Here is a 19,069-nt window from a genome sequence, read left to right as displayed (position 1 = left end):
GGCGTCATCCTCGGTCAGCGTGAATGTGGCCTGCTGAAGCCAGAATTCGGATGCGTTCGCCAACGGCCCGACGGCCACCAGCGGAACTCCGAGCAGTGCAGAGTCGAGCGCGGTATCAGGATCCGAGACATCGACGACGCGCAGCGTCACACCGAATACTTCTTGACCAGTTCGTGTTTGAACATTTTTCCGGTGTCGGTACGCGGCAGCTGCGCCTCGAATGAGATTGACCTCGGACACTTGTAGTGCGCCAACCGCTCTCGCAGCCAGGTGACCAGCTCATCGGCGAACTCGCCGGTCGCATCCGCCGGATCGACGGTCTGCACCGCGGCTTTGACGCTTTGGCCCATTTCCTCGTCGGGAATTCCGAACACCGCTGCATCCAGCACCTTTGGATGGGTGACGAGCAGGTTTTCTGCTTCCTGCGGATAGATGTTCACGCCACCGGAGATGATCATGTGGTGGCGGCGGTCGGTCAGGAACAGATAGCCGTCCTCGTCGACATAGCCGACGTCGCCGACCGTCGCCCAGCCGTGCTTGTCGCGGGAGGCCGCGGTCTTCGCCGTGTCGTTGAGGTATTCGAAGGAAAAGCCTCCCTCGAAATAGATTTCGCCGGGTTGGCCGGGTGGCAACTCGTTGCCGTCTTCGTCGAGAATGTGGAGCTGGCACATCATCGGCTTGCCGACCGAGCCGGGGGGCGCCAGCCACTCGTCGGCGCTGATCAATGTCGACCCGATGGCTTCTGAGGACGCGTAGTACTCGTCGACAATCGGCCCCCACCAGTCGATCATCTGCTTCTTGATCTCCACCGGGCAGGGAGCAGCGGCGTGCATCACCCGTTCCAGGCTGGATAGGTCGAATGAATTGCGGGTTGCCTCAGGTAGTTTCAGCATGCGAGTGAACATGACCGGCACGAACTGTCCGTGCGTGACCCGGTGACGCTGGATGGCGTCCAGGCAGCCTTCGGGATCGAACTTCTCCAAGACAACCGTCGTGATGCCGCCGGCCTGCACGGTCATCGACCACACCGATGGCGCGGTGTGATACAGCGGCGCGGGGCTGAGATAGACCGCATCCGGATGCATCCAAAACCCGACCAGGGCCGACATCATGCCCGGCGCCTCGGCGGGCGAGACGTGCGGCAGCTCCCGCTTGATGCCCTTCGGTCGGCCGGTGGTTCCCGAGGAGTACTGCAGCAGATCGCCTTCGACCTCGTCGCCGATGGGTGTATCCGGTTGATCTGCAACGCATTCCGGGTAGCGCTGCCAGCCGTCAAGGTCATCGTCTGCGATCATCAGCAGCGCGGGCAACCCATCGGGCAGTTGCTCGGCCAGGTTCTCGCAGGTCTTGCGCAGCGCGGCGGAACCGATGATCGCCTTGGCGGCGCTGTTGTCGATGATGTACGCCGCCTCCGGCGCGGTCAGGTGCGTATTGATCGGCACGTAGTACAGCCCGGCCCGGCGGGCCGCCCACATGACGGCATGAATGTGCTCGTTGTTCTCCATCAAAATCGCGACCGCGTCGCCTTCGACCAGACCGGCCTGACGGAAGTGATGCGCCAGCCGATTGGCACGGGCTTCCAACTCGTCGAAGGTGATCACCGTGCCGGACGGGTGAAGAATGATCGCGGGTTTGTCTTTCGCGCCCTGACCGGAGGTGTGCTGGCGAATCTGCATGGCCAGACTGTACCGCCGCGAAACTTGACAGCTGTCAAGAGGGCGCGATCCGCTGCTGCTAGCTAGCTCTCGAGCACCGGTTCGGGCTGGTGGTGCGGATGACCGCCGTGACGCTTGGCCTTACCGGCGAACGGCGCGGCCAGCGTCGGCATCAGCTGGTGGCGATTGTTCACCAGCGCGACCAGCGCCACCGCCGCGTACACAGCGCTGATGGCGAAGCGCCCTTCGGTCGAGGTGAGCGGGAACTGCACGACGAACAATCCGAGCAGCAGCCACGCGGCCCAACGCTGGAATCGCAGACCGAGCAACAGCGTGACACCCATCAACGTCTGCGCGGCGGTGAGCACGATCTCCTCGATCTGGCGGCCGTCCAGGTGCATCTCGGCGCCACCGCCGCCGAGCATGAATGCCACCGGCAACGACCCGATCAGCAGCGTCCACTGGTTGACCTTCGCCGAGACCAGCGTCGAAATCGCGGCGCCACCCTTGCCGCGGGCGGCGAAGATGGTCGCGATGATGAACTCCGGCGCCTCCGACGCCAACGGGGCCAGCCACTGCACCAGCAGGAAGCGGTCGATACCCAGTTTGGTGCCCGCCCCGATCAGGTTGTCGGCAAAGGGTTTTGCGCACGTCACGATCACCGCGGCCGCGAAGATGAACAGTGCGGCTACCGCGATCCGACGCGCCCGGTCGGGAAGTGCGCCCAGCGCGGCCGCGGTGCCGACCAGTTCGGGCTCCTCGACCTCGCCGCGGCTCAGCTTGTAGAGGTAGAAGCCGAACCAGGCCAGTAGCGCCACACCGAAGGCGATGTGGATGCGACCCGTCACCGGGATGACGAAGGCGACCACTCCGGCGACCATCAGGAAGCCGATCTCCACCCGGTTGCTGGCGTCGAGGTCCAGTCCGCCGACTTTGCGGCCGGTGGCCCGGCGCGCCACCAGGACGCTGACCAGAACGACAACCGGCCATCCGAGACCCATCAGCAGCCGATTCGAGCCGGTCATGTTCGCCGCCGCGTACTGCGTGTAGGCGGGCACGTGGCCGGCGGTATAGGCGTAGTACAGATCGACGGCGTACTCGGGAAGGACGGCGATCACGGCCAGCACGGCGACGGCGAGGCTGCCCGACACGTCGATCTGGGCGGCTTCCGCGGCCCACGCCAACACAAAGCTGGCGCCGACGACCGCGCCGCCGTAAACGAGCAGACCGAGCACGGGCTCTGGTTCAACACCGAGGATCCGCAGTACCAGAGCGGGGCAGATGACGACGCTGACGATTGCAAGTGAGCGGATCAAGGTCCGCGAGCGGGCACCGGACTCCGTTACAGCGGGCGCGGTGGTTGTCACGTCGTTAAGGTACCCGCCAGGCACCCATCCAGCAACATAGCCAGGCTACTGAATGGATGCCCCACCCACCTCAAATTTGCTGGTCAGCATGGTCGCATCCAAGAGTTCGGCTAGCCGATCTTTAGGATGTGGCTACCCTGCGGTAGCCGCGGGGTGCTTATTCGGACTCGGCCAGACGCTGCTTGAGCGCCTCGAACTCGTCCCTGACGCCGGTCGGCAGCTTGTCGCCGACGAACTCGAACCACTCTTCGATCAGCGGCAGCTCTTGGCGCCACTCGGCGGCATTGACCGCCAGCGCGCGGTCGACGTCGGAGGCGTCGACGTCGAGCCCGTCAAGGTCGAGGTCGTCGGCGGTGGGAACGACGCCGATCGGCGTCTCCTGGCCGCCCGCCTGGTGCTCGATGCGGTCGACGATCCACTTGAGCACACGGCTGTTCTCACCGAAGCCCGGCCAGAGGAACTTGCCGCCTTCGCCGCGCCGGAACCAGTTGACGAAGAACACCTTCGGCAGCTTGGACTCGTCAGAGTTCTTGCCCAGGTCGATCCAGTGCTGGAAGTAGTCGCCCACGTTGTAGCCGAGGAACGGCAGCATGGCCATCGGGTCGCGGCGCACGTCGCCGACCTTGCCTTCGGCCGCGGCGGTCTGCTCGCTGCCCATGGTGGCTCCCATGAACACGCCGTGCTGCCAGTCGCGGGCCTCGGTCACCAGCGGCACCGTGGTCTTGCGGCGCGCACCGAACAGAATGCCCGAGATCGGCACGCCCTGCGGGTCGTCCCACTCCGGCGCCAGGATCGGGCACTGCGACATCGGGGTGCAGTAACGCGAATTCGGGTGCGCGGCTTTGGTTTCCGTCTCGCGGAGGAGCCAGTCGTTGCCCTTCCAGTCGATCAGGTGATCCGGCTCGCCCTCCAGGCCTTCCCACCACACGTCACCGTCATCGGTCAGCGCGACGTTGGTGAACACCGTGTTGCCGCCCTCGATGGTGCGCATCGCGTTCGGGTTGGACTTCCAGTTGGTGCCCGGTGCCACCCCGAAGAAACCGAATTCGGGGTTGACCGCGTACAGCCGGCCGTCCTTGCCGAACCGCATCCAGGCGATGTCGTCACCGAGCGTCTCGGCGCGCCAACCCGGGATGGTCGGCTGCAACATGGCGAGGTTCGTCTTGCCGCAGGCCGAGGGGAACGCCGCGGCGAAGTAGTACGCCTTGTTCTCCGGCGAGATGAGCTTGAGGATCAGCATGTGCTCGGCGAGCCAGCCCTCGTCGTGGGCCATCGCCGACGCGATCCGCAGCGAATAGCATTTCTTGCCCAGCAACGCATTTCCGCCGTAGCCGGACCCGAAGCTCCAGATTTCCCGGGTCTCCGGAAAGTGCGTGATGTATTTGGTGTCATTGCACGGCCACGGCACGTCTGTTTGCCCGGGCTCCAGCGGAGCACCGATCGAGTGCAAAGCCTTCACGAAAAAGCCGTCATCGCCAAGCTTTTCCAATGCGGCCTTGCCCATTCGGGTCATCACCTTCATCGAGGCGACGACGTATTCGGAGTCGGTGATCTCCACGCCGAGTTTGGGGTCGTCGGCACCGAGCGGCCCCATGCAGAACGGGACGACCCACATGGTGCGACCGCGCATGCAGCCGCGGTACAGCTCGGTCATGGTGGCCCGCATCTCGGCCGGCGGCTTCCAATTGTTGGTCGGGCCTGCGTCGACCTCGCGCTCCGAACAGATGAAGGTCCGGGACTCCACGCGGGCCACGTCGGACGGGTCCGACAGCGCCAGGTAGGAGTTCTTGTGCTTCTTCTCGTTGAGCTTGGTGAAGGTGCCGGCCTCGACCAGCTGGTCGGCGAGCCGCTGCCACTCTTCGTCGGAGCCGTCCGCGAATACCACCCGGTCCGGCTGGGTCAGCTCGGCGACCTCCTCCACCCAGGACAGCAGCCCCTTGTGGTTCGTCGGGGCAGTGTCCAGACCAGGAACGGTCGCTGAAGTCATCAAAATCTCCTGCAGTCGCTTTGTGCGTGTTGCGCGGCTAGTTTGCGGCGGCCTCTACACAGGTTATCGCGAGGTGTATACCCAGAAAAAGTCGAGGCCGTATCGGTTAACTCACAGGAACGATTCAGAACACGTTATCGGCGGTATTTGTCGGCGAACTTTCGTCAATTTCGCCGTCGCCGTCGCCGTCGCCGGAAGGCACCGAAGTCTCGGACGGTGCGCCCGCGTCGTCGGAAGGGGTATAGGCGACCTCGTCTGGCCCGGTGGCTTCGCCGAGTTCCGCCCGCACCGCGTCGAGCGCGGCCTGCAGGGTCGGCATCTCGCGCCCGCGCAGCGCGGCGGCGCGCGCCCCGACGACGGAGTGTTCGCGTAGCTCGGTATCGATAACGCTGACCTGCTCGGCGACCCGTGCGCTCTCGCCCTCGTCCTGCTCGGCCAATGCGGCGGTCAACGTCGACTCCGCCGCCAGTACCCGGGTCGCCACCAGTTGCTCGACCGCGGACTGCAGTTGCGCGGTCGCCTCGCCGACCCAGCGGTCGAGCAGCGCGCGGTCGCGCAGCAGCCCGCGGGTGCCGACCACCCAGACCGTCAGCGCCAGTCCGACCGCCGCGCACGCGACGGCACCGGCCACCGTCAACCCGGGCGTCAGATCGGCCAGCAGCCGGCTCAACGTCAGCGCCACCCCCAACCCGAAGCCCGCACCCACCAGCATCATCAGCCGGGTCTCGAGCTTCCGCGACTTCAGCTGCGGCGCCGGAACCTCGATCGTCGGGAGCGTCGACGGTGCCGGCAGGTCAACGGTCAGGTCCAGCCCCTGCGCGACGTCGGCCAAATGTGTCGTCGTGCCATCGTCCACCTCGGTGATCACCTCATTGAGGCGCGCACCCGCGTAGGACTCGAACTCCGGCAGCTTGGCCTTGGTCAGGCTCGCGGCGTCCTCCTGCAGCTCCGAGCGGACCGACGCGCAGCGGTTGCGGGCGAAGTACGACAGCTGAACCCGAGCCTGCTGGGTCTGGCTACGCAAAGCGATCGTGCGCTCGGACTTGGACAGTCGTCGCTGCCGCAGGATCGCGCTGCGCTGGTCGCGCAGCACTTCGACTCGCGCCCGCCGGCCCACGCCATCGGCGTCGCGATCGTATCGGCCGGCAATGGTCTGCAATCGGGAGTGCCACGCCCGCAACCTGTTTCGCCGCGGAAGGTCTTTGTCGCCGAGCTTGTCGGATACCGCGGCGACGAGGTCGTCGACCCGGGGTTCACCGGATTCGGGCGCCGCGGCGACACCGATCCAGGGCACGTCCCGGTAACGCGTCGCGTGCGACGCCAGCACCTCGCGGTCGGCGGCCAGGACTTCTTCCCAGTTGCCGTGCACGTCGATCTTCGAGACCACGCCGATCACCGCGTCGGTTTCGGCCGCCGACGCGTCGAGCAGCGCGCAGTCGGATTCGGTCAACGTGGCGGCCGCCGAAACGACGAACACCACCACCGCCGGCGCTTCGCCGGCTTCCAGGCCCGCTGACTCGACGAACTTCCGCTTGGGCAACCGCTCGCTGAGCGCGGCGACCACGCTGGTCACCCCGGCCAGCCATGGCCCGGCGACCATTACCGCGTCGACGCGCTCGATGTTCGGTGCGTCGAGTTGCGGGCCGATCGCCGCCACGATCGCGTCCACCTCGGCAACCGCGTCATTATCTGGCTTCTTGGTCACACCGCCCCTCCGACCTTCGCCCACAGCCGCAGCGAACCCCTGACGATGTCCGCGCCGCAGGCGCGGTGGGTAGCCGCGACGGGCCCACGGCGGTAGCGCTGCCAGTGCACCGCGCGGCGCAGATGCGCCGCGGCCGTGTCGCCTCGCTCGACGTCCAAACCGACCGCCTCGACGACGTCCACCGCGGCCATCATCCGGGCGACCACCGTGTCGTCGCGGGACAGGAACTCGCGGATTCGCCGGTCGGAGACGGCCAGCGCCTCCAGGTCGGCGACGGCATCCAGCAGCCGCTGGTATCGCACGGGTGCGCCGAGCGCCTCGATCTTGTCGGCGATCTCGTCGATACAGCTCAGGCTCCGGAGCAGGGCTACGACGTCGGCACGGGTGGCCCCACGCCGGATCGCGGCGGTCGCCTGCGCAACACCGAACGCGTCGAGGGTGTCCATCAGCCGGCGGCGCGACTCCGCTTCGACGGGATGTCCGCCGGCCAGCGCCCGCAGCGCCGACCATTGCGCCTCGTCCAGGCCGTCGACCGCGAGGATGCCCACCACGGGTTCTATCGATGTGCCGGCATGGTCAGACAGTCGCACGCATCGGGCCCTGGCCGCGGTGGTCGGCCCGTGCGGATGGCAGCCGGATTCGGTGGTCGCGATCAGGTCCGCCTTGTTCAGCACCGCGAGCAGCGGCCGCCTGGCCGCCTCGATCGCACCGCGATCCTCGGGTTTGACCGCGTCGGCGAGAACATAGAGGTCAACGTCGGCGGCCGCAGAGGTGGTCAGCGTAATCGTGCCGCGCAGGGTCCCGGCCTGGGCCAGAGCATGCGCGACCGTGGAACGGCCGACACCGCGGCGTCCCGATACCGCCACCCGTACTGGGGTGGCGAGCCGCCTGGCGATCGCGGCGCAGCGCGGGTTGGAAACCACGTCCGCAAATCGGTCCAGCTCGTCGACGAAAATCGGATGCCCCTATCCGCCTCTTAGTTGCTGCCAACGCCTCATTGTGGCCGAGTAAACGCCGATCGCGGCGCACCACCACCGGTTTGTCGACGAATGGTGACATTTGCACGGCCGCGAAGCGAGTCACCAGATACCAGCTAAAGGCAACTGTTGGGTATCAATCTGCCCCGCGGGCGGCAACATGATGGGTTCATGGGTAACGATGAACGGATGCGCGCGCAACCCTGGGTGGACGCGGCCACACCGCCGACGCCCACTTCCGACCTGCGTGCGGAACGTGGCGTTGGCGGCTATCGCCGGACGACCAGTTTCCGCTCGCGGCGCTCGCAGTTGTCGGCCGCCCAGCAGCGGACCTGGGAGCGGCTGTGGCCCGAGCTCGGCTACGTCGCCACGTCTGGACACGACCCTCAAGCCCCGGCCGAACCGCTGGACACCCACGCCTGGTTCGGCCGCGATGCACCACTTGTTCTTGAAATTGGCTGTGGCACAGGCACTTCCACATTGGCCATGGCGAAATCCGAACCGGACGTCGACGTGATCGCCGTCGAGGTCTACCGGCGCGGGCTGGCCCAATTGCTCTCCGGCATCGACCGCGAACGCGTCACCAACATCCGGCTGATCCGCGGGGATGCGGTCGACGTGCTGGACCAACTGATCGCCCCCGGCTCGCTGAGCGGGGTCCGGGTGTTCTTCCCCGACCCGTGGCCCAAGGCCCGTCACCACAAGCGCCGGCTGCTGCAGCCAGAGACGGTGGCCACGATCGCGGACCGGTTGCGGCCGGGCGGGGTACTGCACGCCGCCACCGACCATCCCGGCTACGCCGAGCAGATCGCCGAGGTGGGCGACGCCGAACCCAGGCTGACCAGGCTGGATGCCCACGCCGACACGGCGATCTCCGTCGTGCGTCCGGTCACGAAATACGAGGGCAAGGCGCACGTTGCCGGCAGCGCGGTCACCGAATTTCTCTGGGAAAGACGCTGACTATGAGCCTCACTGAAGAAAAAACCAGCGCCCCGGTGGGGTTGCCCGGCGACCCCGCTGCCGACGCGGCGCCGGCGGCTCGTCGCGTACTTCTGGTCTGGGATGCGCCAAACCTGGACATGGGGCTGGGCTCCATCCTGGGCCGGCGGCCCACCGCGACGGAACGGCCCCGCTTCGACGCGCTCGGCCGCTGGTTGCTTGCCCGCGCCGCCGAAGTGGCGGTCAACCGGAGCGACGTGTCGACCGAACCCGAGGCCACCGTGTTCACCAATATTGCCGGGGGCAGCGCTGATGTGGTGCGGCCCTGGGTCGATGCGCTGCGCAACGTCGGATTCGCGGTCTTCGCCAAGCCCAAGCTCGATGAGGACAGTGACGTCGACAGCGACATGCTCGCGCACATCGCGCAGCGTTCGCAGGAGGGTTTGGCGGCGTTGATGGTGGCGTCCGCCGATGGGCAGGCATTCCGGCTGCCGCTCGAGGAAATCTCGCGTAGCGGGATACCCGTCCAGGTGCTTGGATTTCGCGAACATGCCAGTTGGGCGCTAGCGTCGGATACCTTGGAGTTTGTCGACCTGGAGGACATCACCGGAGTGTTCCGGGAGCCACTGCCGCGGATCGGCCTCGATTCGCTGCCTGAGAAGGGGGCGTGGCTGCAACCGTTCCGGCCGCTGTCCTCGTTGCTGACCTCGCGTGTCTGACAACTCAAAACTAATGCGCGGGTCGCCGCAGATCCAGTAAGGAGCTTACGTGTTCGCCTGGTGGGGTCGAACTGTTTATCGCTACCGGTTCATCGTGATCGGCGTGATGGTGGCGCTGAGCCTGCTCGGCGGCATCTTCGGGATAAGCCTCGGCAAGCACGTGACGCAGAGCGGGTTTTACGACGACGGCAGCCAATCGGTCAAGGCATCGGTACTTGGCGACAACACCTACGGGCGCGACCGAACCAGCCACATCGTGGCGACCTTCACCGCCCCTAAGTCGGTCAACGACCCGGCGTGGCAGAAAAAGATCGTCGACGAACTCAACGCCTTCAAAAAAGACCATCCGGACCAGGTCGTCGGCTGGGCCGGCTGGCTGGCCGCGCCGACCAGCACCGACCCCATCATCAAGGGAATGGCCAGCGAGGACGGCAAACACACCTTCGTCAGCATCCCGCTCAAGGGCAACGATGACGACACGATTCTGACCAACTACAAGGACATCGAGCCGGATCTGCAGAAGCTCAACGGCGGCAACATCCAGCTCGCCGGCCTGGAGCCGATCGCCAACGCACTGACAGGCACCATTGCGACTGACCAGAAGCGTATGGAAGTGCTGGCGCTACCGCTGGTGGCGGTGGTGCTCTTCCTGGTATTCGGCGGTGTGATCGCGGCCTCCCTGCCGGTCATGGTCGGTGGACTGAGCATCGCCGGCTCGCTGGGCATCCTGAGATTGATCACGATGTTCGGGCCGCTGAGTTTCTTCGCCCAGCCAGTGGTTTCCATGATGGGCTTCGGTATCGCCATCGACTACGGGCTGTTCGTGGTCAGTCGGTTCCGTGAAGAGATCGCCGAGGGATACGACACCGAGGCCGCGGTCCGCCGCACGGTGATGACGGCCGGTCGCACGGTGGTGTTCTCGGCGGTCCTGATCGCCGTGTCCGCCTCCAGCCTCTTTTTGTTGCCGCAGGGCTTCGTCAAGTCGCTGACCTACGCGGTGATCATCTCGGTCACGCTGGCCGCGATCTTGTCGATCACCCTGCTGCCTGCCTGCCTGGCGGTCCTCGGCAAGCACGTCGACGCCCTCGGCGTGCGCACCCTGTTCCGCATTCCTTTCCTGGCCAACTGGACGCCGTCGCGCGTGTACTTGAACTGGCTCGCCGATCGGCTGCAGAAGACCAAGACCCGTGAAGAGGTGGAAGCCGGGTTCTGGGGCAAGCTGGTCAACGTCGTCATGCGGCGGCCGCTGGTCTTCGCCATCCCCATCATCATCGGAATGATCGCGCTGGTCATCCCGCTGCACAATCTCTCCTTCGGCGGTATGAGCGAAAAGTACCTGCCGCCGAATAACTCGGTACGCCTGGCACAGGAGAACTTCGACAAATCGTTCCCCGGCTATCGCACGAACCAGCTGACGCTGGTGATCGAGAGCAACAACCACAGCAAGGTCACCGACCAGCAGGTCGCCGAGATCCGCAACGACGCCGCCTCGATCAGCGGATTCACCGACACGACCTGGCAGGAGCGCGCTTGCCCGACGATCGAGGGCAACCCGTGCGTCTCGGGACCGAATGGCAGCCATCCCAAGAATGACTCGGTCCGGGTCATCCAGAACGGTCTGTCGAACGCCGGCGATGCGGCCAAGAAGCTTGCTGAGCTGCGATCGATCACGCCACCAAGAGGCTTGACCGTCTTGGTCGGCGGCGTTCCGGCGCTTGAACAGGACAGCATCCACAGCTTGTTCGACAAGGCTCCGCTGATGCTGGTGGTGCTGCTCAGCACGACGATGCTGTTGATGTTCCTGGCATTCGGATCGGTGGTGCTGCCGATCAAGGCCGCCGTGATGAGCGCGCTGACCCTGGGCTCCACGCTGGGCATTCTGACCTGGATCTTCGTCGACGGGCATTTCTCCAGCTGGCTGAATTTCACGCCGACACCGTTGATGGTCGTCCTGATCGCGCTGGTGGTCGCGGTGGGTTTCGGTCTGGCCACCGACTACGAGGTGTTCCTGGTATCGCGGATGGTGGAGGCCAGGGCGCGCGGCATGTCGACGGCCGAGGCCATTCGGATCGGTACGGCGACGACGGGCCGTCTGATCACCGCGGCGGCATTGGTGTTGGCCGTGGTCGCCGGCTCGTTCGTCTTCTCCGACCTGGTGATGATGAAGTATCTGGCTTTCGGGCTGATGGCCGCACTTCTGTTGGACGCCACCGTCGTTCGGATGTTCCTGGTGCCCGCGGTGATGAAGCTGCTCGGCGACGACTGCTGGTGGGCCCCGATGTGGATGCGGCGCCTGCAGAACCGGTTGGGGCTGGGCGAGATTCACCTGCCCGACGAACGCAAGCTGCCGTCGCCGCGGACACGGTCGTCTCGGCCGGCAACCACCCGCCCGCCTGTCACGTCGACACCCCGCCCCCCGCACGACCCCACGCATCCCAGCGCCGACGGTGCGCCACGGCCGACCCGACCGGCTGCGCCTCCGCCCCGGCCGGCGGCTCCGGACGCACCATCGGCCGCCGGCACCACGAGAATGCCGGCTCCCGGACGACCCGAGCCGAAAGAGGCTCCGACGACTCGCTTCTCGGCTCAGCCGAACCCGTCGAGCGGACGTCCGCCTGCTCCGCCGCAGGGTCCGCCGCCACCCGCTCGCGGGGAAGACCGCGAGATCGAGTCCTGGCTCAGCGACTTGCGCGGCGGGAAGACCGGCGACCCGCGTGGCGCCGGCCCCACGCCGCCGCAGCCGTCCGCTGACGAGACCCGGGCTCTGCAGATTCCGCGCGACCAGTCGTCGGGCGAGCCGCCCGCCGAACCCGGAGACGCCACCACCGCGATCCCGACCCCGCCGCGGGAGAACAAGGACCCTGAGACGGCCACCGAAAAACTCAACGCTCGGGGCGAGAACCCACCGCGTCGCCGCGGCGGCGGGCTCAGCGCCGCGGATCTGCTGCGCCGCGAAGGTCGCATGTAGCCGCGAATCCGCTTGGCGCTATTTGCTTTTGGATTCCAGCTCGTCCGGCTCGACTTGCATGATCGAGCCTTCGTCGTCCTCGGTTTCCTCGACGGCGGCCTCGGGATCCTTGGCCAGCAAGACTTGGAACGCGTTGTTGAAGAACGCGACGGTCGGGACGGACAACAGCGCCCCGACGACGCCGGCGAGCACGCCGCCTGCCGCGATCGCGACCACCACCGCCAGCGGATGAATCGAGACCGCCCGGCCCATCACCAGCGGCTGCAGGATGTGGGCTTCGAGCTGGTTCACCGCGACCAGCAGGCCCAGCGTGATGAGCGCGTAGACGAATCCCTTGGCGAGCAGCGCCACTATCACCGCCAGGAAGCCGCTGATGACGGCACCCACCAGCGGGATGAACGCGCCGAGGAACACCAGTGAGGCCAGTGGCAGCGCCAGCGGCACGGCCATGATGACCAACCCGGTGCCGATGCCCAGCGCGTCGACCAGCGCCACCAAAAAGGTGGCCCGCACATAGCCGGTCAGCGCGCGGAATCCGGCGACGCCCGCGTCGCGTACCCGTTCCCGGTGGTCAGAGGGAAACATCTTGGTCACGTACTGCCAGATGTTGCGACCGCCGTAGAGGAAGAAGATCAGCGTGAACATCATCAGCAGTGCGGCCGTGACGATTTCGGCGATCGCGGTTGCAGTCGTCAGAGCCCCGCTGGTCAGCTTTTCCTGATTGTGCTGCAGCGCCTGGATCGCGGTGTTGCCGGCGTGGTCGATCTGCTGGCGGCTCAGATGCAGCGGTCCCTCGATCAGCCACTTCTTTGCGGTGTCGATGCTGCGAGTGACCTCGTTGACCAAATCCGGTACGCCGACGATGAATTGACTGACGACGAACGTCATGATGCCGCCCAGAATCGCGAAGCCGGCCAGTATCACCAACGCCACGGCGCCGCCGCGGGGCGCACCGCGGCGGTCCAGCCAGTCGACGACCGGAACCAGCAACGCGCACAGCATCAAAGCAAGCAGCAGCGGGACGACGATGACTTCCAGTCGCTTGATGACCCACAGCAACGTGATCACCGCGACCAGGATCACCAGCAATCGCCAGGCCCAGGCTGCGGTCTTGCGAACGATCGGTTCTACCGAATCCGCGGAGTCGGTGGTGGCCCTCGATGGCATACGGCCCACCCTAACCGTCGATGCGCAGGTCACATGCGGGTAAAACAATGCGGACACCTGCGCCGCACAGCGATCCGGGCGCGACCTGCACGGCTACGCTGAACTCGTGTCGCACGGCGCAGCGGCCAACAACGTCAACGGACAGCTCGACGAGCATGCCCGCAGCAAGTATTGGTGGCTGCGGTGGGCCACCCTGGCCGTCGTCGCGATCGTGCTGGCCGTCGAAGTGGCACTGGTCTGGGACCAGTTGGCCAAGGCCGCCCGGAGCCTCTACTCGGCGAACTGGTGGTGGCTGCTGGCGTCGGCCCTGGCGGCCGTCCTGCTGATGCACAGCTTCGCTGAGGTTCAGCGGACCCTGCTGGTGGCGGCCGGGGTGCGGGTCAACAAGTTACGGTCCGAGGCCGCTTACTACGCGGCCAACGCGCTGAGCACCACGCTGCCCGGCGGCCCGGTACTCGCTGCGACGTTCCTGCTTCGGCAGCAAAGGATTTGGGGCGCCTCGACGTTGGTCGCGTCCTGGCAGCTGGTGATGTCCGGTGTGCTGCAGGCGGTGGGGTTGGCGCTGCTGGGGCTCGGCGGCGCGTTCTTCCTCGGCGCCAAGAACAACCCGTTCTCGCTGCTGTTCACCCTGGGCGGCTTCGTCGCACTGCTGCTGCTGGCCCAGGCGGTGGCGTCACGACCGGAACTGATCGAAGGGATCGGTTGCCGAGTGCTGGCACGGTTCAACGCGTTACGCGGCAAGCCGGCCGACGTGGGACTGGCCAAGTGGCGGGAGATGCTCTGCCAGCTGGAGTCGGTCAGCCTGAGCCGGCGCGACCTGGCGACGGCCTTCAGTTGGTCGCTGATCAATCGGTTCGCCGACGTCGCGTGCTTGGGGTTCGCGGCGTACGCCGCGGGGGCGCATCCCTCGGTGGGCGGTCTGACGGTCGCCTGTGCAGCCGCCCGCGCGGTCGGGACGATCCCGCTGATGCCCGGTGGGCTGCTGATGGTGGAGGCGGTGCTGGTGCCGGGCCTGGTGTCCAGCGGCATGTCGCTGCCGGTCGCGATCTCGACGATGCTGATCTACCGGCTGATCAGCTGGTTACTGCTCGCGGCGGTCGGCTGGGTGGTGTTCTTTTTCGTGTTCCGCACCGAGAATGCGCTCGACCCCGACGACGAGTCAGAGCCAACGCCGTGTCACGAGGTCATCGAAGCGCCCGACGCCCTGCAGGGCCCGCTTCCGCCGGCCGAGGACGAACGGCTTACTTGAATGCGCTGATGGCACCCGGCAGCGCTGTGGCGCCACCCGGGACCGCGTTCTGCGCGCCGGGGAGGCCCTGCGCCGCGCCCAGGCCTGCAGCCAACCCGCCCGGAACCGCACCCTGCGCCGACTGCATGAAGCCGAGTACCTGGGGCAGGCCGATCGGCATCTTGCACCGGCTCGACAGCCCCGCGAGCGGCGACGCGATCGTCTGCAGATCGCTGGCCGCCTTGGGATTGGCGTCGAAGTAGCCCTTCAGCGAATTGACCGACTGTGGACCGGCCGGCTCCTGCATAACCGAGGTCATCGCCTGATTGGTCTCCGGATGCCCGTCGAGGTAGTCGCCCGCGGACCGCGCAACGTTGCTGATCGTCCTGGCCATCTCACTTGCCGCACACGGGTCTGAGGCCCCAACGGCCGCGGGCGCGGACAGCAACACCGCTGCCGCGGCGCCGCTCAAACCGGTCGCGGTCAGCACGCCGAGCAGTCGACGGCGCAGCGTCGCGGTGTTTGCAGTCAGGGACGTCATACAGGCTCCTCGTGGCTTGCGAGGTCAGGTTCGCCTCGCAGACAGCGTGCGGCGCAATGCCGACACTCGCTGGCCATCCTGCCACCCAGTCCGTCGCTGTCGCCAACTCAGCGTGCGGGAATCTCGTCACACCTGACGCAACGTGGCATCGTTGCCGAGTTGTTGCAGCTCAGCGGCATCGGCACATAGCTTGCTGCGGTAGGCTCGCGGACACGCAACGCTAATGCCGGGGAGACCGAAATCCAGCACTTCATGATGCGCTTGAGCAGCAACCTGCGCAGGTTTCGCTGGCTGGTCTTCACGGGCTGGTTGCTCGCGCTATTACCCGCGATCTACCTGGTGGTGACCCAGTCGGGTCACCTCACCGGTGGCGGTTTCGACGTGCCCGGTTCCCAGTCGCTGCGGGTCCACGACCAACTCGAGGCGCACTACCCCGACCAGGGCACCTCGCCGTTGGCGCTGGTGGCGGCGCCGCGCGCGGACGCCAGCTACGAGGACATGAATGCCGCGGCCGGGTTTCTGCAGCAGGTCGCCAAGCAGATGCCGGATGTGGCGGTGGTGCCCAATGCGGCGCAGCCTTCGCCGCAGCCCGACCGGCCGTACGTGGTGTCACTGCGGCTCGATTCCACCAACAACGCCAGCGCCAGCGACGCCGCCAAGAAGCTGCGGGTCAAGATCGGCGTCCAGGGCGAACGGCCGGGACAGATGGCCGACGGCCGGGTGCGGCTGTACGTCATCGGCCAGGGTGCGCTCAGCACGGCCGCGGCGGCCAACACCAAACACGACATCGCCAAAGCCGAGCAGTGGAACTTTCCGATCATCCTGATCGTGTTGCTGGCGGTGTTCGGCTCGCTGGCCGCCGCCGCCATTCCGCTGGCGCTGGGTATCTGCACCGTCGCGATCACGATGGGCCTGGTCTATCTGCTGTCGGCCTACACCACGATGTCGGTCTTCGTGACCTCGACGGTGTCGATGTTCGGTATCGCGCTGGCCGTCGACTATTCGCTGTTCATCCTGATGCGTTTCCGCGAGGAGCTGCGTGCCGGACGCCAACCTCAGGAGGCGGTCGACGCGGCGATGGCGACGTCGGGCCTGGCCGTCGCGCTGTCCGGGATGACCGTCGTCGCGTCGTTGACCGGTATCTATCTGATCGACACTCCGGCGCTGGCGTCCATGGCCACCGGCGCGATTCTCGCGGTGACCGTGGCGATGCTGACGGCGACGACGATGACGCCGGCCGTGCTGGCGACGTTCGGCCGGTCGGCTGCCAAGCGGTCGGCGGCGTTGCACTTGTCGCGGCGCCCCGAAACCACGCAGTCACGGTTCTGGACGCACTGGATCGGCGGCGTGATGCGCCGGCCGTGGGCGTCGGCGCTGACGGCATCGGCGGTGCTGCTCGCGATGGCCGTGCCGGCGCTGTCAATGGTGTTGGGCAACAGCCTGCTTCGCCAATTCAACTCCTCACATGAGATCCGGGCCGGGGTGTCGGCGGCGTCCGAGGCGCTGGGTCCCGGCGCGCTCGGCCCGGTGCAGGTGCTGGTGACCTTCCCCGACAGCGACGCATCCTCGGCCGCGCACGCCCAGACACTCGCCGATATCAGCAAGCAGATAAGCCAGTCCCCCAACATCGCCTCGGTGGCCCCAGCGGTGTTCGCCGACAACAACAGCAGCGCCATGCTGTCGGCGATGCTGTCGGTGGATCCCGAGGATCTCGGCGCCCGCAACACCATTACCTGGCTGCGCAGCCACCTTCCCGAAGCGGCCAGCGGTTCGGCGCAGGTGAGTGTCGGTGGCCCGACCGCGCTGATCAAAGACTTCGACGATCAGGTGTCCCGCACCCAGTGGCTGGTGTTGGTCTTCGTCGCGCTGATCGCCTTCGTGATGCTGCTGCTGTCGATTCAGTCGGTGTTCCTGGCGCTCAAGGGCGTGGTGATGACGATGCTGTCGGTAGCCGCGGCCTACGGCAGCCTGGTGATGGTCTTCCAGTGGGGGTGGCTGGAAAAGCTCGGCTTTGCCCCGATCACCTCCATCGACAGCACGGTTCCGCCGCTGGTGCTCGCCATGACGTTCGGCTTGTCGATGGACTACGAGATCTTCCTGCTGACCCGCATCCGGGAACGCTTCCTGCAGTCGGGCAACACCCACGACGCGGTGTCCTACGGCGTGAGCACCAGCGCACGCACCATCACCAGCGCCGCGCTGATCATGATCGCGGTGTTCATCGGGTTCGCGTTCGCCGGTATGCCACTGGTCGCCGAAATCGGCGTGGCGTGCGCGGTCGCGATCGCGGTGGACGCCACGGTGGTGCGCCTGGTGATGGTGCCCGCCCTGATGGCGATGTTCGCTGAGTGGAACTGGTGGCTGCCCGCCTGGCTGGAGCGCATCCTGCCATCGGTTGACTTCGAAAAGCCCTTGCCTGCAGTCGATCTCGGCGACATCGTGATGATCCCCGATGACATCTCGGCACCCGCGGTGCCGAGCGCCGACCTGCGGATCGTGCTGAAGTCCGCGGCGCGGCTGAAGAACCTGGTGCCCGACGCGATCACCGTCGCCGATCCGCTGGCCTTCATCGGATGCGTCCGTAGCAGCGACGTCCAGGCACGGGTCAAAGACAGTCATTACGTCGCCAGTTCCGCCACCCGCCAGTTGGCGGTGATCGGGACGCCGCCGGGGAGCAACGGTCAGTCGGTGGCCAGAAAGTTCGTCGGCGGCCTGGCGCATCGCAACGGCACCGGCCGCGCAGCGCCGCGTGCCGTGCGGCCGGTGCACCCGGTCACCCTGTGGCGCGGCCGACTTTCGGTTGCCCTCGATGCGTTGCAAGCAGACACCGAACCCGATCAGCCGCACTTCGAGCGGAGCAGCCCGCTGGAAACCACCCACGTGCAGCTGCCCACCGGCGATCGGCTGCAGGTCCCGACCGGCGCCGAGACGCTGCGGCTCAAGGGTTACCTGATCATGAGCCGCAACAGCAGCCGGGATTACGCCGAATTTGCTGAGCTGGTCGACACGATGGACGCCGAGACCGCCGCAGTAGTGCTGGCCGGGATGGACAGGTATTACTCTGGTCAATCACCCCGGCGACAATGGATCGCCAGCCAGTTGGTCCGTCGCCTTGCTGACCCGCATCCGGCGGATCTTGATAACGACGGTTGGCCGGAGTCCGATACGAAGGCAGACTGGGAAGGCGTCAAACAACGCTGCCTCTCGGTAGCGGTGGCGATGCTGGAGGAGGCGAGGTGACGTTGGCAGCGGATCGACGCCATGGACAGGCGCCGCACCGTCCTCCACCGCGCCCGCGCAATGGCGATCGCCCGGTCGAGTTCTGGCCGACCTCGGCAATCCGCTCAGCGCTCGAGGGCGGCGACATCGCCACCTGGAAGCAGATAGCGGTCGCCATCAAACGCGACCCGTTTGGGCGCACCGCCCGACAGGTCGAAGAAGTGCTGGAGACGTCACGGCCCTACGGCATCTCCAAGGCCCTCGCCGAAGTGCTGGACCGCGCCCGCGAACACCTGGAAGCCAACGAGCGCAACGAGGTGGCCCGTCACGTCGGCGTCCTGATCGAGCGGTCGGGACTGAAGTTGCCCGAGTTCGCGTCCCGGATCGGCGTGCCCGCCGACGAGTTGGGCGCCTACCTCGATGCCACGACCAGCCCGTCGGCATCGTTGATGATCCGGATGCGCCGGCTGTCCGACCGCTTCGCCAAGGCCCGGTCGCACGAACCGCAACCGCAGCTGCCGCCTCAGCGTGCCCGGCCGCGGCCGCCGCGCGGCTAGCAGATGATCGGCCGTCCCGACGATCTGACGCTGCGGCGGA

Annotated in this window: 13 protein-coding genes; 6 read left to right on the top strand and 7 right to left on the bottom strand. The window is 66.6% G+C overall.

Going from position 1 to position 19,069, the window contains the following annotated elements:
- Positions 1-146: 146 nt before the first annotated feature.
- From fadD4 to VN856_RS02600, 5 genes are all read right to left on the bottom strand, one after another.
- On the bottom strand, positions 147-1,676 hold the full coding sequence (fadD4, locus tag VN856_RS02620; RefSeq protein ID WP_325685867.1) for a fatty-acid--CoA ligase FadD4: 1,530 nt from the start codon (positions 1,674-1,676) through the stop codon (positions 147-149).
- A 62-nt stretch (positions 1,677-1,738) separates the two neighbouring features.
- Entirely contained in the window at positions 1,739-3,022 is a 1,284-nt protein-coding gene (locus tag VN856_RS02615) for a sodium:proton exchanger (RefSeq protein ID WP_325685865.1), read from the bottom strand.
- A 157-nt stretch (positions 3,023-3,179) separates the two neighbouring features.
- Entirely contained in the window at positions 3,180-5,009 is a 1,830-nt protein-coding gene (locus VN856_RS02610) for a phosphoenolpyruvate carboxykinase (GTP) (protein WP_325685863.1), read from the bottom strand.
- Between the two features lie 124 nt (positions 5,010-5,133).
- A complete protein-coding gene (locus VN856_RS02605; protein WP_325685861.1) occupies positions 5,134-6,714 on the bottom strand; it encodes a hypothetical protein in 1,581 nt (526 codons plus the stop codon).
- On the bottom strand, positions 6,711-7,637 hold the full coding sequence (locus tag VN856_RS02600) for a hypothetical protein (protein WP_414686852.1): 927 nt from the start codon (positions 7,635-7,637) through the stop codon (positions 6,711-6,713). The genes VN856_RS02605 and VN856_RS02600 overlap by 4 nt, the downstream gene beginning before the upstream one ends.
- Before the next feature lie 225 nt (positions 7,638-7,862).
- Between VN856_RS02600 and trmB the strand changes: the two genes are divergently transcribed.
- From trmB to VN856_RS02585, 3 genes are read left to right on the top strand one after another with little or no spacing between them, the layout of a single operon-like run.
- Entirely contained in the window at positions 7,863-8,651 is a 789-nt protein-coding gene (trmB, locus tag VN856_RS02595; RefSeq protein WP_414686851.1) for a tRNA (guanosine(46)-N7)-methyltransferase TrmB, read from the top strand.
- Positions 8,652-8,653: 2 nt separating this feature from the next.
- Complete coding sequence (locus VN856_RS02590) at positions 8,654-9,349, top strand: NYN domain-containing protein (protein ID WP_325685859.1); 696 nt, start codon at positions 8,654-8,656, stop codon at positions 9,347-9,349.
- A 49-nt stretch (positions 9,350-9,398) separates the two neighbouring features.
- The gene (locus VN856_RS02585; protein ID WP_325685857.1) at positions 9,399-12,317 is read left to right on the top strand and encodes an MMPL family transporter; all 2,919 of its coding nucleotides are present in this window, start codon (positions 9,399-9,401) and stop codon (positions 12,315-12,317) included.
- A gap of 18 nt (positions 12,318-12,335) precedes the next feature.
- Here the strand turns inward: VN856_RS02585 and VN856_RS02580 are convergent, their stop codons facing one another.
- Positions 12,336-13,484, bottom strand: coding sequence for an AI-2E family transporter (locus VN856_RS02580; protein WP_325685855.1), 1,149 nt, complete (start codon positions 13,482-13,484; stop codon positions 12,336-12,338).
- 106 nt (positions 13,485-13,590) lie between these two features.
- On the opposite strand from VN856_RS02580, the gene VN856_RS02575 reads away from it, so the two are divergent.
- Complete coding sequence (locus VN856_RS02575; protein WP_325685853.1) at positions 13,591-14,733, top strand: YbhN family protein; 1,143 nt, start codon at positions 13,591-13,593, stop codon at positions 14,731-14,733.
- On the opposite strand, the gene VN856_RS02570 is transcribed toward VN856_RS02575, so the two are convergent.
- Positions 14,726-15,244 carry a hemophore gene (locus VN856_RS02570; protein ID WP_325685869.1) on the bottom strand — a complete coding sequence of 173 codons (519 nt, stop codon included), beginning with the start codon at positions 15,242-15,244 and terminating at the stop codon, positions 14,726-14,728. The two genes, VN856_RS02575 and VN856_RS02570, sit on opposite strands and share 8 nt — an antisense overlap.
- Positions 15,245-15,505: 261 nt before the next feature.
- On the opposite strand from VN856_RS02570, the gene VN856_RS02565 reads away from it, so the two are divergent.
- Together VN856_RS02565 and VN856_RS02560 are read left to right on the top strand one after the other, a co-directional pair.
- Positions 15,506-18,493, top strand: a complete 2,988-nt coding sequence (locus VN856_RS02565; RefSeq protein ID WP_325685851.1) for an MMPL family transporter — start codon at positions 15,506-15,508, stop codon at positions 18,491-18,493.
- Positions 18,490-19,029, top strand: a complete 540-nt coding sequence (locus VN856_RS02560) for an XRE family transcriptional regulator (protein WP_325685849.1) — start codon at positions 18,490-18,492, stop codon at positions 19,027-19,029. Before VN856_RS02565 ends, VN856_RS02560 begins: the two co-directional genes overlap by 4 nt.
- Positions 19,030-19,069 lie beyond the last annotated feature (40 nt).

The sequence above is a fragment of the Mycobacterium sp. genome, assembly GCF_035603715.1.
Taxonomy (GTDB): domain Bacteria; phylum Actinomycetota; class Actinomycetes; order Mycobacteriales; family Mycobacteriaceae; genus Mycobacterium.
The sequence above is the reverse complement of the archived record's forward strand: the minus strand, read 5'-3'. Positions and strand labels throughout refer to the sequence as shown.